Annotated in this window: 16 protein-coding genes; 7 read left to right on the forward strand and 9 right to left on the reverse strand. The window is 60.1% G+C overall.

Annotation, left to right across the window (positions count from 1 at the left end; all coding sequences use genetic code 11):
• Nucleotides 1-13 precede the first annotated feature (13 nt).
• From EDE05_RS10080 to EDE05_RS10110, 7 genes are all read right to left on the reverse strand, one after another.
• Nucleotides 14-1,090 (reverse strand): ABC transporter ATP-binding protein, encoded by a 1,077-nt coding sequence (locus tag EDE05_RS10080; protein ID WP_112797667.1) that lies wholly within the window; start codon nt 1,088-1,090, stop codon nt 14-16.
• A gap of 42 nt (nt 1,091-1,132) precedes the next feature.
• Complete coding sequence (glpD, locus tag EDE05_RS10085) at nt 1,133-2,647, reverse strand: glycerol-3-phosphate dehydrogenase (RefSeq protein WP_134100759.1); 1,515 nt, start codon at nt 2,645-2,647, stop codon at nt 1,133-1,135.
• 109 nt (nt 2,648-2,756) lie between these two features.
• On the reverse strand, nt 2,757-3,530 hold the full coding sequence (locus tag EDE05_RS10090; RefSeq protein WP_105371230.1) for a DeoR/GlpR family DNA-binding transcription regulator: 774 nt from the start codon (nt 3,528-3,530) through the stop codon (nt 2,757-2,759).
• A gap of 92 nt (nt 3,531-3,622) precedes the next feature.
• Nucleotides 3,623-4,594: a 4-hydroxythreonine-4-phosphate dehydrogenase PdxA gene (gene pdxA / locus EDE05_RS10095; protein WP_134100762.1), complete on the reverse strand. Its 972-nt coding sequence runs from the start codon at nt 4,592-4,594 to the stop codon at nt 3,623-3,625.
• 28 nt (nt 4,595-4,622) lie between these two features.
• Nucleotides 4,623-5,756 (reverse strand): iron-containing alcohol dehydrogenase, encoded by a 1,134-nt coding sequence (locus tag EDE05_RS10100; RefSeq protein ID WP_134100765.1) that lies wholly within the window; start codon nt 5,754-5,756, stop codon nt 4,623-4,625.
• A 179-nt stretch (nt 5,757-5,935) separates the two neighbouring features.
• The gene (locus tag EDE05_RS10105) at nt 5,936-7,129 is read right to left on the reverse strand and encodes an exo-alpha-sialidase (RefSeq protein ID WP_134100768.1); all 1,194 of its coding nucleotides are present in this window, start codon (nt 7,127-7,129) and stop codon (nt 5,936-5,938) included.
• A 14-nt stretch (nt 7,130-7,143) separates the two neighbouring features.
• Entirely contained in the window at nt 7,144-8,052 is a 909-nt protein-coding gene (locus EDE05_RS10110; RefSeq protein ID WP_134100771.1) for a dihydrodipicolinate synthase family protein, read from the reverse strand.
• Between the two features lie 271 nt (nt 8,053-8,323).
• Between EDE05_RS10110 and EDE05_RS10115 the strand changes: the two genes are divergently transcribed.
• From EDE05_RS10115 to EDE05_RS10145, 7 genes are all read left to right on the forward strand, one after another.
• Nucleotides 8,324-9,973 (forward strand): ABC transporter substrate-binding protein, encoded by a 1,650-nt coding sequence (locus EDE05_RS10115; RefSeq protein ID WP_134100774.1) that lies wholly within the window; start codon nt 8,324-8,326, stop codon nt 9,971-9,973.
• A gap of 199 nt (nt 9,974-10,172) precedes the next feature.
• Entirely contained in the window at nt 10,173-11,129 is a 957-nt protein-coding gene (locus tag EDE05_RS10120) for an ABC transporter permease (protein WP_105371235.1), read from the forward strand.
• Between the two features lie 2 nt (nt 11,130-11,131).
• Nucleotides 11,132-12,091: an ABC transporter permease gene (locus EDE05_RS10125; protein WP_134100778.1), complete on the forward strand. Its 960-nt coding sequence runs from the start codon at nt 11,132-11,134 to the stop codon at nt 12,089-12,091.
• Entirely contained in the window at nt 12,088-13,095 is a 1,008-nt protein-coding gene (locus EDE05_RS10130) for an ABC transporter ATP-binding protein (RefSeq protein ID WP_134100782.1), read from the forward strand. Before EDE05_RS10125 ends, EDE05_RS10130 begins: the two co-directional genes overlap by 4 nt.
• Nucleotides 13,095-14,084, forward strand: a complete 990-nt coding sequence (locus EDE05_RS10135) for an oligopeptide/dipeptide ABC transporter ATP-binding protein (RefSeq protein WP_112797646.1) — start codon at nt 13,095-13,097, stop codon at nt 14,082-14,084. The genes EDE05_RS10130 and EDE05_RS10135 overlap by 1 nt, the downstream gene beginning before the upstream one ends.
• The gene (locus EDE05_RS10140) at nt 14,084-15,154 is read left to right on the forward strand and encodes a four-carbon acid sugar kinase family protein (protein WP_134100785.1); all 1,071 of its coding nucleotides are present in this window, start codon (nt 14,084-14,086) and stop codon (nt 15,152-15,154) included. The genes EDE05_RS10135 and EDE05_RS10140 overlap by 1 nt, the downstream gene beginning before the upstream one ends.
• Nucleotides 15,155-15,163: 9 nt before the next feature.
• On the forward strand, nt 15,164-15,940 hold the full coding sequence (locus tag EDE05_RS10145) for a FadR/GntR family transcriptional regulator (protein WP_162712284.1): 777 nt from the start codon (nt 15,164-15,166) through the stop codon (nt 15,938-15,940).
• Here EDE05_RS10145 and EDE05_RS10150 read toward each other — a convergent pair.
• Together EDE05_RS10150 and EDE05_RS10155 are read right to left on the reverse strand one after the other, a co-directional pair.
• Nucleotides 15,930-17,093, reverse strand: a complete 1,164-nt coding sequence (locus EDE05_RS10150; protein ID WP_134100789.1) for a CapA family protein — start codon at nt 17,091-17,093, stop codon at nt 15,930-15,932. The genes EDE05_RS10145 and EDE05_RS10150 overlap by 11 nt on opposite strands.
• A gap of 7 nt (nt 17,094-17,100) precedes the next feature.
• Nucleotides 17,101-18,996: a CocE/NonD family hydrolase gene (locus tag EDE05_RS10155; protein WP_245519877.1), complete on the reverse strand. Its 1,896-nt coding sequence runs from the start codon at nt 18,994-18,996 to the stop codon at nt 17,101-17,103.
• Nucleotides 18,997-19,104: the final 108 nt, after the last annotated feature.

A 19,104-nucleotide genomic window follows, 5' to 3' on the forward strand; every position in this document is an offset into this window, starting at 1 on the left:
GTTTTCCTCCCGCCTAGGCCACGGCATTGACGGCAATGGCCCGGCCGTCGCTGCCAAAGGCCATCAGGTGACGCGTGTCGAGGAAAAGGTCGACTTGCGTATCCGGATCGATCTCGTGAATGCCCGCCGCCAGCATGATCCAGCGCGCGCCATTATAATCCAGATGCACGAAACTCTCCGAACCGGTGATTTCGGAGATCTGCGTGACCGCCTTCAATGGTGCGGCATCCTCCGTTTGCCGGGTAAGTCCCAGATGATGAGGATGAAAGGCCACCGTCATCGCTCCGTCCGGGATTTCGGACAGATGTGAAGGGACGGGCAAGCGGTCGACATCCTGGTGGCGAAAGACGGCGCCGGACTTGATCACGTCGATGAAATTGAGCGGCGGATCGGCAAATGTCTTGGCGGTCACGAGATCCGCGGGCCTGCGATAGACGTCTATCGTCTTTCCGAATTGCGTCACCCGTCCCTCGGAAAGTGTCGCCGTATTGCCGCCGAGCAGGAGCGCCTCCGAGGGCTCAGTCGTAGCGTAAACGAAAACGGCTCCCGACTGGGCAAAGATCTTCGGCAACTCCTCGCGCAATTCCTCGCGAAGCTTGTAATCGAGGTTGGCAAGCGGCTCGTCCATCAGGACGAGGCTGGCATTTTTGACGAGCGCACGGGCCAGTGCAGTTCGCTGCTGCTGCCCACCGGAAAGATTGAGAGGCGTGCGATCAAGATATGGCGTGAGCTTCAGGAGTTCCGCCGCCTGGCGCACGGCCTTGTCGATCGATGCGGAATCCTTGCCCGCGATGCGCAGTGGCGAGGCTATGTTTTCGTAGACGGTCAGAGCCGGATAGTTGATGAACTGCTGATAGACCATTGCCACGTTGCGCTCTTGCACGCGCACGCCCGTGACATCGGCGCCGTCGAAGAAGACCGAGCCGCTCGTCGGCCGGTCGAGGCCGGCCATCAATCGCATCAGCGATGTCTTGCCCGCCAGCGTCGGCCCGAGCAGGACATTGAGCGTGCCTCGTTCAAAGGCAAGATCGGTCGGGTAGATGTGATAATCTCCCGCCACCATCTTGGCCACGTTTCGCAATTCCAGCATTCAGGCTCCCGTGCCTCCTCGCAACGGGGACCACATGCCTACCTAACCGACCATTCTTGCCGGTATGGCAGCCATGTACTCCTCCAAAGATTTCGCTTCTTGTTCGGTAAGACGCAGTCCTTCCTTGGTCCTGCGCCAGAGTACATCCTGCGCCGTCATCGCCCATTCTTGATCGACGAGATAGCGCACTTCCACTTCATAAAGATTGCTGCCGAAATGACGGCCAAGCCCCTCGGCACCATTCACGCCATCAAGGATGACCTGCGCCTTCGTTCCGTAACGGCGCACCAGGCGGCGGGCATGCCCTTCGCTCAGGAACGCGTGGCGCTGCATCAGCCGTTTGACCTCGGCCTCATAGCCGTCGACGGCAAAATCACCACCTGGAAGACGGCTATCGGCGGTCCAGGACTGTCCCTTGGTTCCAATAGCCTCACCGATCTTCTCCAATGCATGTTCCGACAGGCGCCTATAGGTGGTCAGCTTGCCGCCGAACACATTGAGCAAGGGCGCGCCGTTCTCCAGGTCGAGCTTCAGCACATAATCACGGGTGGCTTCCTGGGCCTTCGAGGCACCGTCGTCGAAAAGCGGGCGCACGGCCGAATAGGTCCACACGATATCACCCGACGTGACGGGCTCGCGAAAATATTCACTGGCCGCCTTGCACAGATATTCCGTCTCCTCCTCGGAAATGTGCACGTCCTTGGGGTCGCCATGGTAATCACGGTCGGTCGTGCCGATCAGCGTGAAATCATCCTCATAGGGTATGGCGAAGATGATGCGGTTGTCGGGATTCTGAAAGAAATAGGCTCTCGGATCTTCGAATTTCTTCCGCACCACAATATGGCTGCCCTGGACGAGGCGGACGTTGTGGGCCGCATTCTGACCGAAGGCGGAGCGTATCACGTGATCGACCCAAGGGCCTGCGGCATTGATGAGCATGCGCGTCTGATGCGATTGCGTCCGGCCCGAGACGACATCGACGGTGTCGACGGTCCAGATCGAGTTCTCGCGCCTGGCAGCCACGGCCTTCGTGCGCGGCAGGATAAGCGCGCCACGGTCAGCCGCATCACGCGCGTTGAGAACGACCATGCGGGCATCGTCCACCCAGCCGTCGGAATATTCGAAAGCCTTGGTGAAGAGCGCCTTGAGGGGCTTGCCTGCCGGATCGGTCCGCATGTCGAGGACAGCCGTCGGAGGCAACCGCTTGCGCCCGCCCAGGTGATCGTAAAGAAAGAGGCCCATGCGAATGAGCCAGGCCGGCCTTATCCCGCCCTTGTGATAGGGAAGGACGAAACGCATCGGCCAGATGATATGCGGCGCCATCGCCCAAAGCACCTCGCGCTCCATCAGCGATTCGCGCACCAGCCGAAATTCGTAATGCTCGAGATATCTCAAACCGCCGTGGATGAGTTTGGTGGCTCCCGAAGACGTCCCGGAGGCAAAGTCATCCATTTCCGCAAGCGCGACCGAATAGCCGCGCCCAACGGCGTCGCGGGCTATGCCGCACCCGTTAATGCCGCCGCCGATCACGAAGATATCGTGGATAATCTCGCTCATTCTCCCCCACTTCGAGTCGCCATCAAAGAGCGCCTCGACTTTTTCGAAAGCCATTCCATTAAGAACGAAATTTTCCGAATGTCAAACGAATGTCAAATGCACCAAAAGATTATTGGTTTTCTTTCGCCGTCTCGATGATGGTAACACCACTCTGCTGGCAGATATCGCGGATCGAAGGAGAATCGCATTGATCGGTGATAAAGGTATGAACCTGGGAAATTTGTGCGATGCGCACAGGAGCTGTGCGCTCGAATTTCGTCGAGTCCGCGACCAGGATGACATGACGCGCGTTGGCGATGATGGCCTGCGCTACCTTCACCTCCCGGAAATCGTAGTCCAGAAGGGCGCCATCCGAATCGATCGCCGAAGCTCCGATCACCGCAAAATCCACCTTGAACTGACGAATGAAATCGACTGCCGCCTCTCCGACGATACCGCCATCGGATTGGCGCACGACGCCGCCGGTGATCACAACTTCAATGTCGTCAAGGAGGCGTAACCGATTGGCAACATTAATGTTATTGGTGATCACCATTAATTCCTGATGGTGATCCAGAGCTTCCCCGACCGCCTCCGTCGTCGTACCTATATTGATGAAGAGGGAGGCATTGTCGGGAATGAGCCCGGCCGCGGCGATACCGATCGCCTGCTTTTCGGCCGCGGCGATCTGGCGGCGCGCATCATAGCGCACGTTCTCCGTTCCGCGCGGGAAGGTGGCCCCGCCGTGGATACGCGTCAGAAGCTGCGCCGCGCAAAGATCGTTGAGATCCTTGCGGATCGTTTGCGGCGTCACCTGGAATTCGCCCGCCAGTTCCTCGACAAGCACCCGCCCGGCGGACTTGGCCAGCGCTACGATTTTCGACTGACGTTCGGTTAGATGCATACGAACCCCCAATATTTTCATATTGGGCCGAAATCCCTTCGATCGCAAGGCTCACATTTCAGATTGCCAGCCAGCGAGGCCGCAGAGTGCCGTCAGGCATGGGCTCCGGCGATCAGCCGAGCATAGGAAATCGCCGACAGCATGTTGACATAGTTCGCCTTTCCGGTTCCGGCGATATCGAAGGCGGTGCCGTGGTCGACGGAGACGCGATCGATCGGAAGGCCGAGCGAAACGTTCACCGCGCTGTCGAAAGCGACCAGCTTGATCGGTATGTGGCCCTGGTCGTGATACTGAGCGACAACAAGATCAAAGGCACCGTTATAGGCACGCGCAAAGACCGTATCGGCCGAGATGGGTCCCACCACGTCAATGCCCTTTGCACGGGCCTGCTCGACGGCTGGGGCCAGGAACTCGGTGTCTTCGGTACCGAAAAGTCCATTTTCGCCGCAATGCGGGTTGAGGCCTGCAACTGCGATACGGGGCGCCTTGCCGATGCGCAGGAAATGCTGATGGCCGGCCATGATCGTCGCTAGAACGCGTTCGGTCTTGGCGCGTTCGATCGCGCCACGCAAGGAAACGTGGGTGGAGACATGAATGGTGTTGAGGCGTTCGGAGGCGAGCAGCATGAACGAACTCTTCGATCCGGTAAGGTGCGCCAGCAGCCCGGTATGGCCATCGTAGTGATGGCCGGCTAGGTTCATCGCCTCCTTGTTGATCGGAGCCGTCACGATGCAGTCAACGGCGCCTGACAGCGCCAATTCGACTGCCCGGCGGATGTAGCGGACTGAAGCGTCGCCGGCAGCAGCATCCACCTTGCCGATCTGCGGCAGCCTGCCCTCTATCGGCACTTCGTCCACAAGAATCGCGCCGTCCTTCGGCGTTGGCGAAAACAACTGCGAAGTGCCGCAAGCACTGTTTGCCCGCCGCAAGGCTTCTTCGGAGCCGACGATGGTGAAACTTTTCCGCTCCGCCTCCGGCAAGGCATTGAGAGCCTTGACGATCACCTCCGGCCCGACGCCTGCCGGGTCGCCCAGCGTGATCGCGATACGCGTGTCCTTGCTCATTTCCGGATGCCTTTCCCTTTCGTGCCGTTCAATAAGCCGCCTCGTAGATCGCCAATATATCGGCGCGCGACATTTCACGGGGATTGTTGTCGAGCAGGCGACGAATGGCAAAGGCATCGTCAGCCATGGCGCCCAGATCCGCCTGCGACACGCCGACCTTCGACAGCTTCATCTCGATGTCGAGCGAAGCGCAGAAAGCATGTGCCGCCTCGTAGACGGAGCCCACCGTGCCGGATTGGGAAAGTCCGAGAGCCTCGAGCACGGCTGCAGTCTTTTCCGGGACGGCCGGCGTATTGAAGGCGAGAACATGCGGGAAAATCAACGCGTTGGCTGCGCCATGGGCCATATGCCAGCGCGTTCCGAGCGGATAGGCAAGTGCATGGCCCGCGGCAGTATTGACCGGCCCGAGGCAGTATCCTCCGTAAAGCGAGGCAAGCGCCAGCCCGGCGCGCGCTTCGGCATCCTGGCCGTCGGCGACCGCGCGGGCAAGATAACGGCCGACCAGACGCACGCCCTCGATCGCATAAAGATCGACCGCAGGATGCGACTTTCGGTTCGTAAAAGCCTCGACGCAATGCGCCATGGCATCGACACCTGTCGCGGCGGTTATCGCCGGCGGCACCGTGAATGTCAGCGCCGGGTCGATGACGGCGATATCCGCCAGCATATGGATGCTCTCGACCGCCAGCTTGCTCTTCGTAGTTGGGTCGGTAACGAGGGCACGAATGCCCGCCTCGCTTCCGGTGCCGGCGGTCGTCGGCACCTGCGCCAAAGCCGCCCTTCCTGGCGCCGCGATCTTGCCGGCACCAACTACATCTGACAGCTTTTGCCCCGAACCGGCAAGCGCGGCGGCGAGTTTGGCCAGATCCATGGCGCTCCCACCGCCGAAACCGATGATAAGATCAGCGTCCGCCGCATCTGCCGCAGCCAGCACGCGCTCAAGATCGCCGGTATCTGGCTCGGCACGAACCTCGCCGAATACACTCAGCTTACCCGGGAGACCAAGCAAGGCGATACGCGGCGCGTTGAAAGCGTCCGAAACGACGAGGATACGCCTGCACCCCCGCGCACCGGCCCAAGCGCCAAGACGCTCCGCCGTCCCGATTCCGAATTCGATCACGGGCGGTCGGATCATCGAGATCGGCGTGCTCAACATGCTCATCGGCTTACCCTCCTCCAGCGGTGCAGTGAATGACTTCCGCCAATATATGTAAAGTTGTTATCCGTGTCGCGTAAACTTGACAAGCTGCAATGAGATTTTCGACGAAAGGTCTGCTCAAAACGGCACCAACACGCGACCCTCAGCACACGTCGACTGCCGGTGGTCCGCCTCCGAACTTGTCATTCCTTGAAGAACGATGGCTCCAGGCGGACGTATTTGATTGCGCGGCGGAAATAGGTGTAGGCGATATGAAGAGCACCATCGGGGCCCTCAACGATGGAAGGATAGGAGAACTCGCGGTTCAGCATGTCCGTCGAATTGTTGCTCAGACAGTGGCCGTCCCCCGTGTCGAGGTCGAAGCGCACCGCAAACGTCCTGCCGCCGTCGCTCGATATCGCCAGGCTCAGGGGCGCACGTGGCACGCCCCAGACTGCGCCCTTGCGATCTGCAACAGCGGTTGCCGGGATCGCCCCCGCATCTTCAGAACCTTCGATCTCGTCATAAAGCGAATGGCGGCGCGCATCCGATGTTTGCGCATTGCTGTGATTGTAAACCATTGCAATTCTTCCATCTTTCAGTCTTGCGGCCTGGATGGACGAATTGTTGTTGGGAAGCTCTGTCGGTTCCGGAGCGCTCCAGGTGAGCCCACCGTCGTCTGAATGGCTCCGCAATAGCTGCGTGGCGAAGCGGTTGCGATAAAAGGCCACCATGTCGCCGCCGCTCAACGGGACGATGTTCATATGGACTGCGCCGAGGCTTCCGGGCACTTCCGCCATATCCCAGCTGCTACCGCGATCCTTGGAAACCAGCACCGCGGCCCTGTCGATATCGCCGGTCCACCGGCGCCCCGCCTCGCTCAGGCAACGGAAGACCGGCAACAGCCACGCGCCGTCACCGTTGACGACGAGTGGCTGGCGTATGAATGTGCCCGGGATCTCACAGAGAACCTCGGGCGCGGAGAACGTGCGTCCGCCATCCGTGGAGACGCGTTTCTTGACAACTGCTCCATCCTGATTCCCGGATGTCTGCGACGTATAAAGCAGCCATATCGTCCCGTCGGGGGATTGAAACAGCAAGGGATTCTGCTCCGACCGCAAGGGATCGTCGCTCAGTTTTTCGGGTTTCGACCATGCGGCTGCTCCGGGCAAAAGCCTCGACATGTAAACGGAGATATCGCCCATCCCTTCCATCGTGCCGCCAAACCAGACACAGGTAAGCGTCCCATCGTCAAGAAAGGCCAAATTGGCGGCATGGTTCTGAACGCATGGGGAAGGCAGATATGCGTCAGCACGATCGGCGAGGCTATCGCTTACGACCAATCTTCCGGTCATCAGGGCTGGGACTTCTGCGGGGTCGAGAGCTGTCGTGGTCATGGCGCGTCCAAGGTTCACGGAAGTCTTGAATAATGGGCGGAAAGCTCGGAAAGCTCGGCATCGGTCAACGGCATCAACGGGGCGCGGGTGCGACGCCAGGCGCTTTCGTTTCGCTTCAAACCGACCATCGCCTTGATGGTTGGAATCTGGACATAGGAATTGGAAAGCGACCGATAGGCATTGATGCGAGCCTGGGCAGCCTCAACCTCCTCGGTCTTGGCTATATCCGCGAACTGGTCGTAAACGACCCGTAGCGAGCCGGCCACCAGATTGGAAGTGGCGGTAATACAACCCGCCCCCCCGGATTTCAGCAATGGCAACATGAGCGGATCGGCACCAGCCAAGACGGAAAAATCCGGGAGGGCTGCGGAAATTGCCTGCATGTTGGTCAGATCGCCAGAGGAATCCTTGATCCCTACGACCACCTGCGGAAAAGCCTCAACGAGGCGCTTCAAGAGTGCCAGGGAGAGCGGCACCCCCGAGACCTGGGGGATATTGTAAAGAATGACGCGAAGCCTGGGGTCGCCGATCTTTTCGATGATCTGCGCATAGGCCGCAAACAAGCCATCGTCGCTTACGCCCTTATAATAAAACGGAGGCAGCATGACGACCGTACTGACGCCGCAGGATAAGGCATGCAGGGTCAATTCGACCGTGTCCGCCAGACAAACCAGTCCGGTGCCGGGCATCAATCTGCCCGGTTCGATGCCAGCGGCAATGGCGGCTTCAAGGATCGCTCGACGTTCGGCAATGGAGAAGGAGTTCGCCTCCCCCGTCGTACCAAGCAGAGCTATGCCGTGGCAGCCCTCGGAGAGCAGCTGCCTGCAATGGCTCGAGAACAACGCGAGGTCCGGTGAACCATCGCCATTCAGGGGCGTCGCGGCCGCACAGAACACGCCTCTTACGACCTGCTTGTTTAACATGTTCTCCTCCCATCGCGGCAACCGCGTATCCAGCAGGGACAACGCCGCGTCTTTCCCGTTTTCTCCCTCGAAACCCTGGCAGTTGTCAACAAACAAACCACCTTGAGCTCGCTTGTTTTCCAACACAACCTTGAATTAAAAGAAGTTTTTCTGGCATTTCCAAATTCGACGGCAAACCCATCAGAAAATTATTGACATATTTACAATATCGCGGGAGTGTACGTCATCAACGGCCTGGAGGAACGGCCGGGCATTCTATTGGGAGGTAGGGATGACGAAAGCAGCAGCGGGTCCGGCACATTCGGCGCAAGTGTCCCGGCGGGATGCATTGAAGCTTGGTTTGGGGGCGACCATCGCGGCATCGGTGTTCGGCGGCAGCGCCCGTATTGTGATCGCACAGGAAGGGCAGATCCTCAAGGTCGCAAATCCGGCTTTCAACCAGGATTGGTCTCCGCTGCGCGGCGGCGGCGTTCCCTATCGCTGGAATTCCATCTGGTGGGCATCGCCGATGTATTTCGATGAGAAGGGCGGGATTCATCCCTATGTCTTCACAAGCTGGACCCCGTCTCAGGGCGGTAAGGTCTGGACTTTCAAGATCGATCCGAAGGCCTCCTTCTCCGACGGCAGCAAGATCACATCTGAGGATGTCAAAGGGTCCTGGAACGTCTCGGCCATGCCGAACACCAAAAACCAGCGGGCCGATCAGGTGTTGAGCAAGGTCGCAGGTTATGGTGAAGTCAGCAATGGCAAAGCCACCGAGCTTTCCGGCGTGGCCACTCCCGACGCCGGGACAGTCGTCGTGACGCTTTCGGAAGCCGACCCCATATTCTTCATGCGCGTTGCAAACCATATCGCGCCCATTACCAAGGCGTCGCAATCGCGCGGCAGTGACGGCGAGGAGATCCAGGATTGGTACATGCCCGACCAGGATGCCGTCTATTCCGGACCGTTCAAACTCGTCGAAATCGATCTCGACGCCGGCAAACTTGCTTTTGAGCCCAATGAGCATTTCTTCGGACCGAAGCCGAAGCTTGCGCGCATCGAGATCTCCTCCATCGAAGACAACATCACCGCAACCTCCCTGATCAAGTCGGGGGAGTTCAACGCCCATACCGAGCTCATTACCTCAACGATCGTACAGGATCTGGGGGCTGAATTTTCCGCCGGTCCATTGATCCCGACAAGCCAGCATTTCTGGTTCAATACGTCCCGCGCGCCGATGGACGACCCGAAGGTGCGCCAGGCGCTGATTATGGCTGTCGACCGCGATGGCCTCTTTAAGGCTTCCTATCCCGACGGTCCTCACAAGAAGACGGACCAGGTGATCAATTCAGTGCCGGGGGCGGACAATTCCGGTTTCGAACCTTATCCATTCGATCCAGCCGCTGCCAAAAAGCTGTTGTCGGAATCGAAATACGGCGGTCCCGAGCGCCTGCCGAAACTCCTCTTTGTCGGCGTCTCCGGGCCGGCCATCGAGGCGGCGGCGCAATTCATAGCCGAACAGTGGCGCCAGAACCTCGGCATCACGGCCGTTGACATGAAGCCGCAGCAGGATGCCTATGCCGGCCCCGATCAGAATGCCGTGCAGATCTTCCGTGACGATGTCGGCACCCGTGTTCCGGATGCCGTCTCCTACCTGCAGGGTTCGATCGCCTCCACCTCTTCCAACGCGCAGAACAAGCTTGGAGGCTACAAGAACCCCAAGGTCGATGCGGCACTGGCCGAGGCCTCGACCAAGGCGGCCGACGATCCGAAGCGCATCGCGCTTGCGCAGGAGGCACAGAAGGCTTTCCGCGAAGACTGGGCCTTCATTCCCTGGTATGCTCAAGCCATGTCGCGCTGGGCCACCAAGGAGGTCAAGGGTATCGACAAAAACCTTGACTGGCAGGTTGCACGGCCCTGGGAAATAACCATCGCCTGAGGCAACCCGGAAAGGCCCGAAGGGCTGATCCCGACCCGGCAGGAATGCGATGCGCAGTATTCAGTTCGCGCATCGTTTTCCTGCGGCAAATCGGAAATTCAAACTTGTTCCGCACACATCTGGAGGCTGCGGAAAGACGGCATGAAAGCGTCAGGAAGCCTTTGCCGGCGACCGGCCCATGCGGGAGGGAAACTCGGCGATGCTGCGTTACGTTGCGACACGATTTGCAATCTGGATCCCATCGGTCCTGCTGGTCATGCTGGCGGTTTATGCGCTCGCCTTTTATGGTGCCGGCGATCCCATCAAACTCATCTTCCTGCGCGCACCGGGCGACGTCGCCTATAATCCTCAACGTATCGAGGCAATCCGCGAGAGCGCCGGCCTCAACAAGCCTTTTATCGAGCAGTTCGGCTACTATGTGTGGAACCTCCTGCAGGGAAAGTTCGGCAACTCCCTCACCTCTGGCCGCTCGGTCTGGGCCCTGGTCAAGGCTGCTGCGCCGGTTTCCTTCCAGCTTGCCCTCTGTTCCATCGTCCTGACCGCAGTCGTCGCGATCCCGCTTGGCATGATTGCTGCGCTCAACCAGAATACCCGGACCGATTACGCCATTTTGGGATCTGCGCTCTTCCTGTGGGCAATCCCTGCCTATGTCGCAGGGCCGCTGTTGATGGTGGCCCTCATCGTCCTCTTCCCGGGCGCGAAAGTGCCTTATGGCTGGGGCGGCGTGTTTGACATGCGCATCCTCCTGCCGCTTTTCGTGCTCTCCTTCCAGCCGATCGCGCTCATCATCCGCCAGACGCGCGCTGCAGTCATCGAAGTGCTGTCGGAGGATTTCGTGCGGACCGCACGTGCCAAGGGCGTGCCGGAGATGATGGTGGCGTTGCGCCACATCCTTCGGCCGGTGCTGACGCCGGTCGTGACCCAGCTCGGCCTTATCATGATCACCATCGTCAATGGGGCGATCTTCGTGGAGCTCGTTTTCGGCCTGCCCGGTCTTGGACGCCTCACCGTACAGGCGCTGATCAATTCGGACTATCCGGTGATTCTGGCGGTCACCTTGATCGGATCCTTTCTGGTGATGATCTCCAACCTGCTGGTCGACATCCTCTATCCGCTGCTTGACCCGCGCGCCAACGATTCCAAAAGGAGCCGCTGACGATGACGCTCGTTGAAACCAATCCCGCCGTCGGCGAGGAGGATCGGCCGGTCAACCTCTGGCGCGATGCCTGGCACCGGCTGAAACGCAACAAGCTGGCGATCTTTGGCCTCGGCATTGTCGTGCTGCTGGCCTTCGTGGCAATTTTCGGTCCCTATCTCACACCCCATGACTTCCTGAGCCAGGACCTACAGGCCCGCAACCAGGCACCTTCGCTCGCTCATCTTTTCGGCACCGACGACCTTGGCCGCGATGTCTTCAGCCGTGTCGTCTATGGCACTCGAACTGCCTTCCTGGTCGCCATCGTCGTCACGGCAATCGCGCTTTTGATCGGCACGAGCTTGGGCGCTGTCGCCGGTTTCTTCGGCGACCCCTATGACCGTGTCATCATGTGGCTGACGGACATGACCATGTCGGTGCCGAACCTGCTGCTCGTCGTGGTCATCAACGCATCGCTGAAGACGCCGATCGCACGTTGGATGGAAGCCCAATACATGGCGACGCTCAATCCCTTCTATCGGGAAACGATCTGGATCGATTTCTTCCTCGTTTTCGGCTCGATGGCGATGATCTCCTGGCCGCCTTACGCGCGCCTCGTCCGCGCCCAGGTGCTGTCGATCCGAAGCCGGCCCTACATCACTGCCGCCATGGCGCTCGGGCTGTCGAACCGCATCATCATGATGCGCTATGTCGTGCCGAATGCGCTCGGACCGCTGATCGTCTCGGTCAGCGCCGGCCTCGGCACCGCCATGGTCCTGGAAAGCGCCTTTTCCTTCCTCGGCGTCGGTGTGAACCCGCCGACGCCGAGTTGGGGGAACATGATCTCCGATGGACTGCGGGTCTGGCAACATCATCCTCACCTGCTTGCCGCCCCCGCCGCCGTGCTCGGCCTTGCCTCCGTCGCCTTCTCCTTTCTCGGCGATGGCCTGAACGACGCTCTCAACCCGCGAGGTACGAAGTGACAGCTCAGGACACCAAGGAAAGACTGCTCGACGTGAAGGGCCTGACCGTGGAAATCGACGGCCGCCGCGGTCCGGCCGTGGTAGTGGACGGAATCGACCTTCATGTCACGAAAGGCGAGACGCTCGGCGTCGTCGGCGAATCCGGTTGTGGCAAGAGCCTCACCATGCTCAGCCTCATGCGGCTCCTCCCCAACAAGATCAAAGTGACGAGTGGTTCTGCCGATTTCGATGGGCAAGACCTGCAGAAGATGTCGGCGCGGGCGCTGCGCAAGGTGCGAGGCGGCGAAATCGGCTTCGTCTTCCAGGATCCGATGACATCCCTCAATCCAGTCATGAGGGTGGGCGACCAGATCTGCGAACCGCTCCTTTATCATCGTGGCATGTCTCGCCAGGATGCCCGCAAAAGGGCTGTCGAGCTTCTGCGGCTCGTCGGCATTCCGGGCCCACAGGAGCGCCTAAACGCCTATCCGCATGAACTCTCCGGCGGCATGCGGCAGCGGGTGATGATCGCGATTGGCCTGGCCTGCGAGCCAAAGCTGCTGATCGCCGACGAGCCAACAACGGCGCTCGACGTGACGATCCAGGCCCAGATCGTCGATCTTGTGAAGCAACTTCGCTCCAAACTCGGCATGTCCGTCGTTTGGATTACCCATGATCTGGCCTTGATCGCCGGCCTCGCCGACCGCGTTGTGGTGCTTTATGCCGGCACCGTGGTTGAGGATGCACCGGTCGACGCGCTTTTTGCCAATCCGAGCCATCCCTATACACGCGGCCTGCTGGCCTCGATCCCGACGCTGTCAGATGCGCCGGCGGCGCGGTTGAGCTCAATCGGCGGTACACCGCCTGAACCGGGGCGGCGCCCTTCCGGCTGCCCTTTCGCCCCGCGCTGTCCACTCGCCATGGATATCTGTCGTAGAGATGTGCCCAAACTGCAACCCATTTCCTCTGAGGGCAGCCATCGCGCCGCCTGCTTCGCCGTCCAGAAAGCCCTGAAGGCCGCATGATGAATGTCGAACCCTTGCTCAAGGTCGAAAACCTCGTAAAGCATTTTCACGTGCGTCTCGGCGCCTTTGGCGAAAGGACGGCGACTGTCCACGCACTCGATGACGTCAGCCTCGACATCCAACAAGGGGAAACGCTGAGCCTCGTCGGCGAGTCCGGCTGCGGAAAATCAACGACTGGCTTCACCATCTTGAACCTGCATCGCGCCAGCGGGGGACGGGTGATCTACAAAGGTCAGGACCTGACCCTGCTCGACGACAAGCGCATGCGGCCCTTCCGCCGGGATTTGCAGATCGTTTTCCAGGACCCCTATTCGACCCTCAATCCACGCATGACTGTCGGCGAAGCCATCGGCGAACCGATGCTTTTTCACAAACTTGCGGCCAAGACGGAACTGAATGACAAGATCGCCGCACTTCTCCAGGATGTCGGCCTGCCGTCCCGTTTCGCCTCGCGTTACCCGCACGAGCTTTCCGGCGGCCAGCGACAGCGCGTCGTGATTGCCAGAGCATTGGCTTGCCAGCCAAAATTCATCGTCTGCGACGAAGCGATCTCGGCGTTGGACGTTTCGATCCAGGCACAAATCATCAACCTCCTGCTCGACCTGCAGGAAAAGTACGGACTTACCTATCTTTTCATCGCCCATGATCTAGCGGTCGTGCGTCATATCTCGACCCGGGTCGGGGTCATGTATCTCGGCCGTCTGGCGGAACTGGCGCCGCGCGACGCGCTCTTCGAGACGCCGCTTCATCCCTATACGAAAGCGCTGTTGTCGGCTGTGCCGGAAGCTGACCCGCTGAGGGAACGCAATCGAAAGCGCCAGATCCTGGAAGGCGACGTTCCAAGTCCTCTCGATCCTCCGTCCGGCTGCCGGTTTCATACACGCTGCCCGATCGCAGCAGACGTTTGTACCAAGATCGTCCCGGAATGGAAGGCAGCCCGTCCCGGCCATCTGGTTGCCTGCCATGCCGTCAACCCGAGTTCAGCATAATGGGCCTGGAAGTCGCAATCATCGCCGATGATCTGACGGGCGCGCTTGATACCGGCACGCCGTTCATCGGAGCGGGATTGACTGTCTCCGTGGCAGTCGACGTGGAAAATATATCGGCAGCGCTCAGGGACGCACCGGATGTCCTGGTTGTCAATACTGCATCAAGGGCCATGCCGGCTCCACAGGCGGAGCAGACCGTGCGTCGAGCCGCCAAGACGATCACCGCGGCGAGCCCCTCCTTTGTCTTCAAGAAGATCGATTCTCGCCTTAAAGGACATGTCGCCATTGAAAGCGAGGCGATCGCCGATGTCCTTGGTTATAACAAGCTCGTCGTAGCTCCTGCCGTCCCCGATCAACATCGGTTTACACACGGGGGTTCGGTCGTCGGTCGTGGCGTGGAGACGCCATTGCCAATCCTGCCGCTCTTTACCGGTCCCGGCGTGGAACTCTACATCGCCGATGCCGAAACCGACGCTGATCTCGACCGGATCGTCGCCCAACTCGACGGCAAGACCCTACTCGTCGGAGCGCGTGGCCTCGGCCTTGCTCTGGCGCGCAGGCTTTGCCGGAGCCGTCCTGATACCAGCCTTTTTTCCCCCACCGCAGCCACCCTGTTTGCAATCGGCTCGCGCGACCCCATCACTATTGAGCAGATGAAGGCCCTGGAGGCCTGCGGGCGGCTGAACGGGGTGCTCGACGCTCCGGGCGGCGTTCTTTCTGTACCACCTGAAGTGGCTCTGCCGGTTCTGATCCGCTGCTGCGGCGAGATCATCGAAGACGCTGCTGCGGTCGCCGTCCGTTTCGCCCGACAGGTCGGCAACATCGTCGAACGAACGAAGGCCGATACAATCGTAGCCGGCGGCGGCGACACGGCCCATGCGCTTTTGCGCGCTTTGGGCGTTGGCGTGCTGTCGCCGAAAGGTGAGATCGAGCCGGGTTTTCCATGGTGCGAACTGGTTCTGCAGGACGGCCGGCCGATACGATTGGCGGTCAAATCGGGGGGGTTCGGATCGCCGGAAACTCTGATAAAAGCGCTTGCAAATCCACCTGAAACAAGGCGGAGCTTATGATGGGACCAAATGGCAGATCGATTGGCTGAAGGATTGAGCAAACAGGCGCGGCCAGTGGCACAGGGGAAACCGGACCGGGCCCGGTCGGTCAAACTTGTGGATCGGGTCGTCGACCAGCTCCTCGATCGTATCCGCACCGGAAACTATGCGCCGGACTCCAGGCTTCCCGGCGAACATGAACTTGCCGCGTTGCTCGGAGTGTCGAGACCTGTCGTGCGCGATGCGTTGAGCCGGTTACGCGACCAGGGGATGATCTATTCGCGTCAGGGGGCGGGCACCTTCGTCAGCGCCCAGGCGTCCAACACAGCCCAGCTCGCCTACTCCCCGGTCAAATCGATCGCCGATATCCAACGGTGTTATGAATTTCGCCTGACCATCGAGCCGGCCGCCGCCTATTTTGCGGCGCAGCGGCGAGACAAAGCAGCAATCGACAGGATTGCCGAAGCACTTGCCGAATTGCGGGAGGCGACAAGCCACCAGCTGCACAGAGTGGAGGCGGACTTCAACTTCCACAGGGCAGTTACACAGGCCGCGAACAATCATTTCTATACCGCCTCGATGGAGGCGTTGAAGGCACATATCGCTGTCGGCATGCATCTGCACGGTCTTTCTTTGATGGGCGCACGCCCTGGCCTGCAGCAGGTTTACGAGGAACATCAGGAAATCTTTCAGGCCGTCAGCGAGGGTCGCGCCGAGGACGCGCGTGACCTCATGCGAAAGCACCTGGAAGGTTCACGTGACCGCCTGTTCGAAGGCCGTGTTCTGGATCTGTCGCTCAAGCCTTGAGAGGCTTTATCCGATGATAGTCGGCGGGAGAAATCTCTCGACAAGCAATATTCGCAATCTCCTGGGCTTCCGCACCTTCGAGAGGTTCGGGCGCTCTCGCTAACCCGTCATCCGCGGGGCGGCCGACCGCAATCGGCAGGATTTCCAGCCGCTGGCATTCACCGTTGGCAGAAAGCTCCAGCCGGATTGCCGCGCTGCGCCATACATCAACACCCCTTTGCCGATAGCTCTCCGCTCGCCGGGTGTGAAATACGAAGTTACCGAGCCCCGGAATGATGGCGCGGCCACGATGAAAGTGTATGCGCTGCATGACCGGTGCGCCCGTACCGAGGATCAGATCCGCCCCCTCATCAATCAGGCCGCGAAAAAGGTCGAGCAGCCAGGGCGGGGTTTGGGACCAGGCCGCATCCCAGTGGTGGCCATGAATTGCCACGGCAATGCAGCAGCCGTTGGATTTGGCGATTGCCATGCCAGCTATAAGGCGTTGCATGTCTCCCTCGTCCGCCGCCCAGACAGCCTTGATCTCATCACCCGCGGTGACCGGCGTGCCAAAGACTTCTACCCCTTCGCAAAGCCCGGAACGGTAACCGACAGAGGCGCGGGCAGCCTCGCGTGCATCGTCGCCAAGCGCCGTCACAATCCGTGCTAGCACCGCAAAGTCGGCCAGTGGCATCGTCACCGACCGCCTGACCCGCAGCGGTGCGATGCCGGCACGGTCGGCGGAGGCGTAATTGATGTCCGGCTGCGGCCCGAGGTCGACGGAAAAGACCGCCAGCGACCGATCCGGATCGCCGACTACCACTGGCGCTGCTGCCTCGTCGATATTCGCACCGCTCCCGGCAAGCCGCAAGCCGGCAGCATTTGCAGCCGAGCGCGTCGCAAGGATTCCGGGCGGGCCAAGATCGAAGGCATGGTTGTTGGCATGCGTCACCGCATGGAAACCGAGGCTGCGCAGCGAACTCAACGCCGCGGGAGAGGCCAGATGCAGCGTCTTCGTTTTCGTCGGCCAAGCGCCCATCGCCTCAACCGTCGCTTCCAGATTTCCGAAGGCGACATCCGTCTTGAGAAAGTCCCGCACCTCAGCCTGTCCTCGACCTGAGAGATCGAGCGGACCATGGATGAGGATCTGGCCCGTGACACCGACGGAAAGCATGTTCCGCTCACTTTGCCAGTGGTTTCAAAGCCGCGCGGCTTACGATCGGAAGGCGGATTGAAGAGGGTCTTGCAGCATCGCAAAATACGCTGTTTCGTGCGATCCGGGTCGTGCGGCCTCTGCCTTCCGGCGCAAAACTGTTCGGATTGACGTCATATTTCGGGAAGTTGGACGAGGAGATATCCAGCCGGATGCGATGCCCCTTGGCAAAGTGGTTGGCAGTCGCAAAAGGCTCGATGAGCACTTTGAAAACCTCTCCCGCCGCGATCGGCTCCGGCTTTTCCCAGGAATTGCGATACCGGCAGCGGATGACCCCATCGGTGATATTGAGCGCATAACCGGTCGGATAGTCCTTGCTCGGTGGATAGACATCGATCAGCTTTGCGGTGAAATCGGTGTCGGGGGCATCCGACGACACATGAAGTTCAACAACGATCGGCCCTACCACGGCAATCTCGTCCTCAAGCGGAGCGGTCTCGAACGACAAGATATCGGCCCGCGCCGCCAATGGCAACCCAGGATGCCGGGAGCCGAAGAACCTTTCCCCCTCGCGCTGGTCAAAGCCGCCGCCCTCGAAGATCGGTTGACCGCTCGTCAGCGAACCGCCGATCGTTGGAACAGGGTTCTTCGGATCGAAGTCATAGGCGAATGGTGCGGCGCCCGTCTGCGGCATGTCGGTGGAAAGCGAGCCGTTCTCATGGATGTAATACGACTTGAATTCCGTTTCCGGCAGCGGCCAGTCGCTCGCCTCGATCCAGTATCCCCCATGGTCGAGCCGTCCCTCAGCGTTGCGCTTGCCCGATCCTCCGCCCATGACGAAGGCGCGAACAACCGGCGCCTCTGCAACATGATTTTCCTTGTCCTTCAACCATCGATCGAACCAGTCACGCCGGAAGGAGAGCCAGCTTTCCGTTACATTGCCCCCGAGCGGCGCCGCCGGCCCAAAGGACGTATCGCCGGCAAAGGTGGAATTGCGGTTGCCATGCAGCCAGGGCCCCATGATCAGCTGCAGCGGCCGGCTGTCCTTGCCGGAGAGACCCCGATAATTGTCGAGCGTCGACTTCACATAAGCGTCGTACCAGCTCGACATCAGCACGATGGGTATTTCCGGAAAAGTCTCATAGAAACCTTCCATGTAAAGCCCGACACGGCGCCAGCTTTCGTCGAACGTGCCGCTTCGCCACTGCTCCAGCAGGTAGTCTTCGTATTCCGGCATCCACCGCACCGGCGAAACGCCTTCGCTCCAGGGCATTGCGGAAAACCATGCGTGGATGTCCTCCGCCTCGATTGCCGCACGGGCCAGTTCATTGCCCTCGCCGATCGCCTGATTGTAGGCCCAGGTCGCCTGCTTCAGCTCGAATGCGCCGCCCTGGCGGATACCGCATTGATAGGCGTTCGAAAACCCACCCGAATCCATGACCATGCAGGCGAGGCCCGGCGGGTTGAGGCAGGCGAGTGCTGCCTGCGTATGTGCCGCGTAAGAAAGGCCCATCGTCCCGAACTTGCCATTCGACCAGGGCTGTTCCACCAGCCAGCCAGCGGTGTCGTAGCCGTCGGCGGCTTCGGAAATATACTTGCTGAACTCGCCTTCGGAATTGTAGCGGCCTCGGCAATCCTGATAGATCACCGCATAGCCGGCCCGCACAAAATATAGGGCGACTTCCTCGCGCTTCATCGGCGTCGCCATGCCGACTTCGATCTCGGAACGCGAGCGCTCCGTCTTGCCATAGGGCGTGCGCTCCATGATTGCCGGCAGCCGGCTATCGATCGCCTTGCCGTCCTTGGCCGGCAGGTAGACGTCCGTCGCGAGCCTCACGCCATCGCGCATCGTCACCATCACATCGCGTTCGACAATCACGTCGTCGGCAATCACCTCGAAGCGCGATGGCGTCAGGGTATCCATATCCGTATCCTCGAAAATATTGGGAGGCACCGGGTTGATGACAAACCTGTACCCCGTACTTCACGCCATCCTCGGGTTTGTCCCGAGGATCCAACCACGTCAAAAATC

Source organism: Neorhizobium sp. R1-B, assembly GCF_004368875.1.
Taxonomy (GTDB): Bacteria; Pseudomonadota; Alphaproteobacteria; order Rhizobiales; family Rhizobiaceae; genus Neorhizobium; species Neorhizobium huautlense.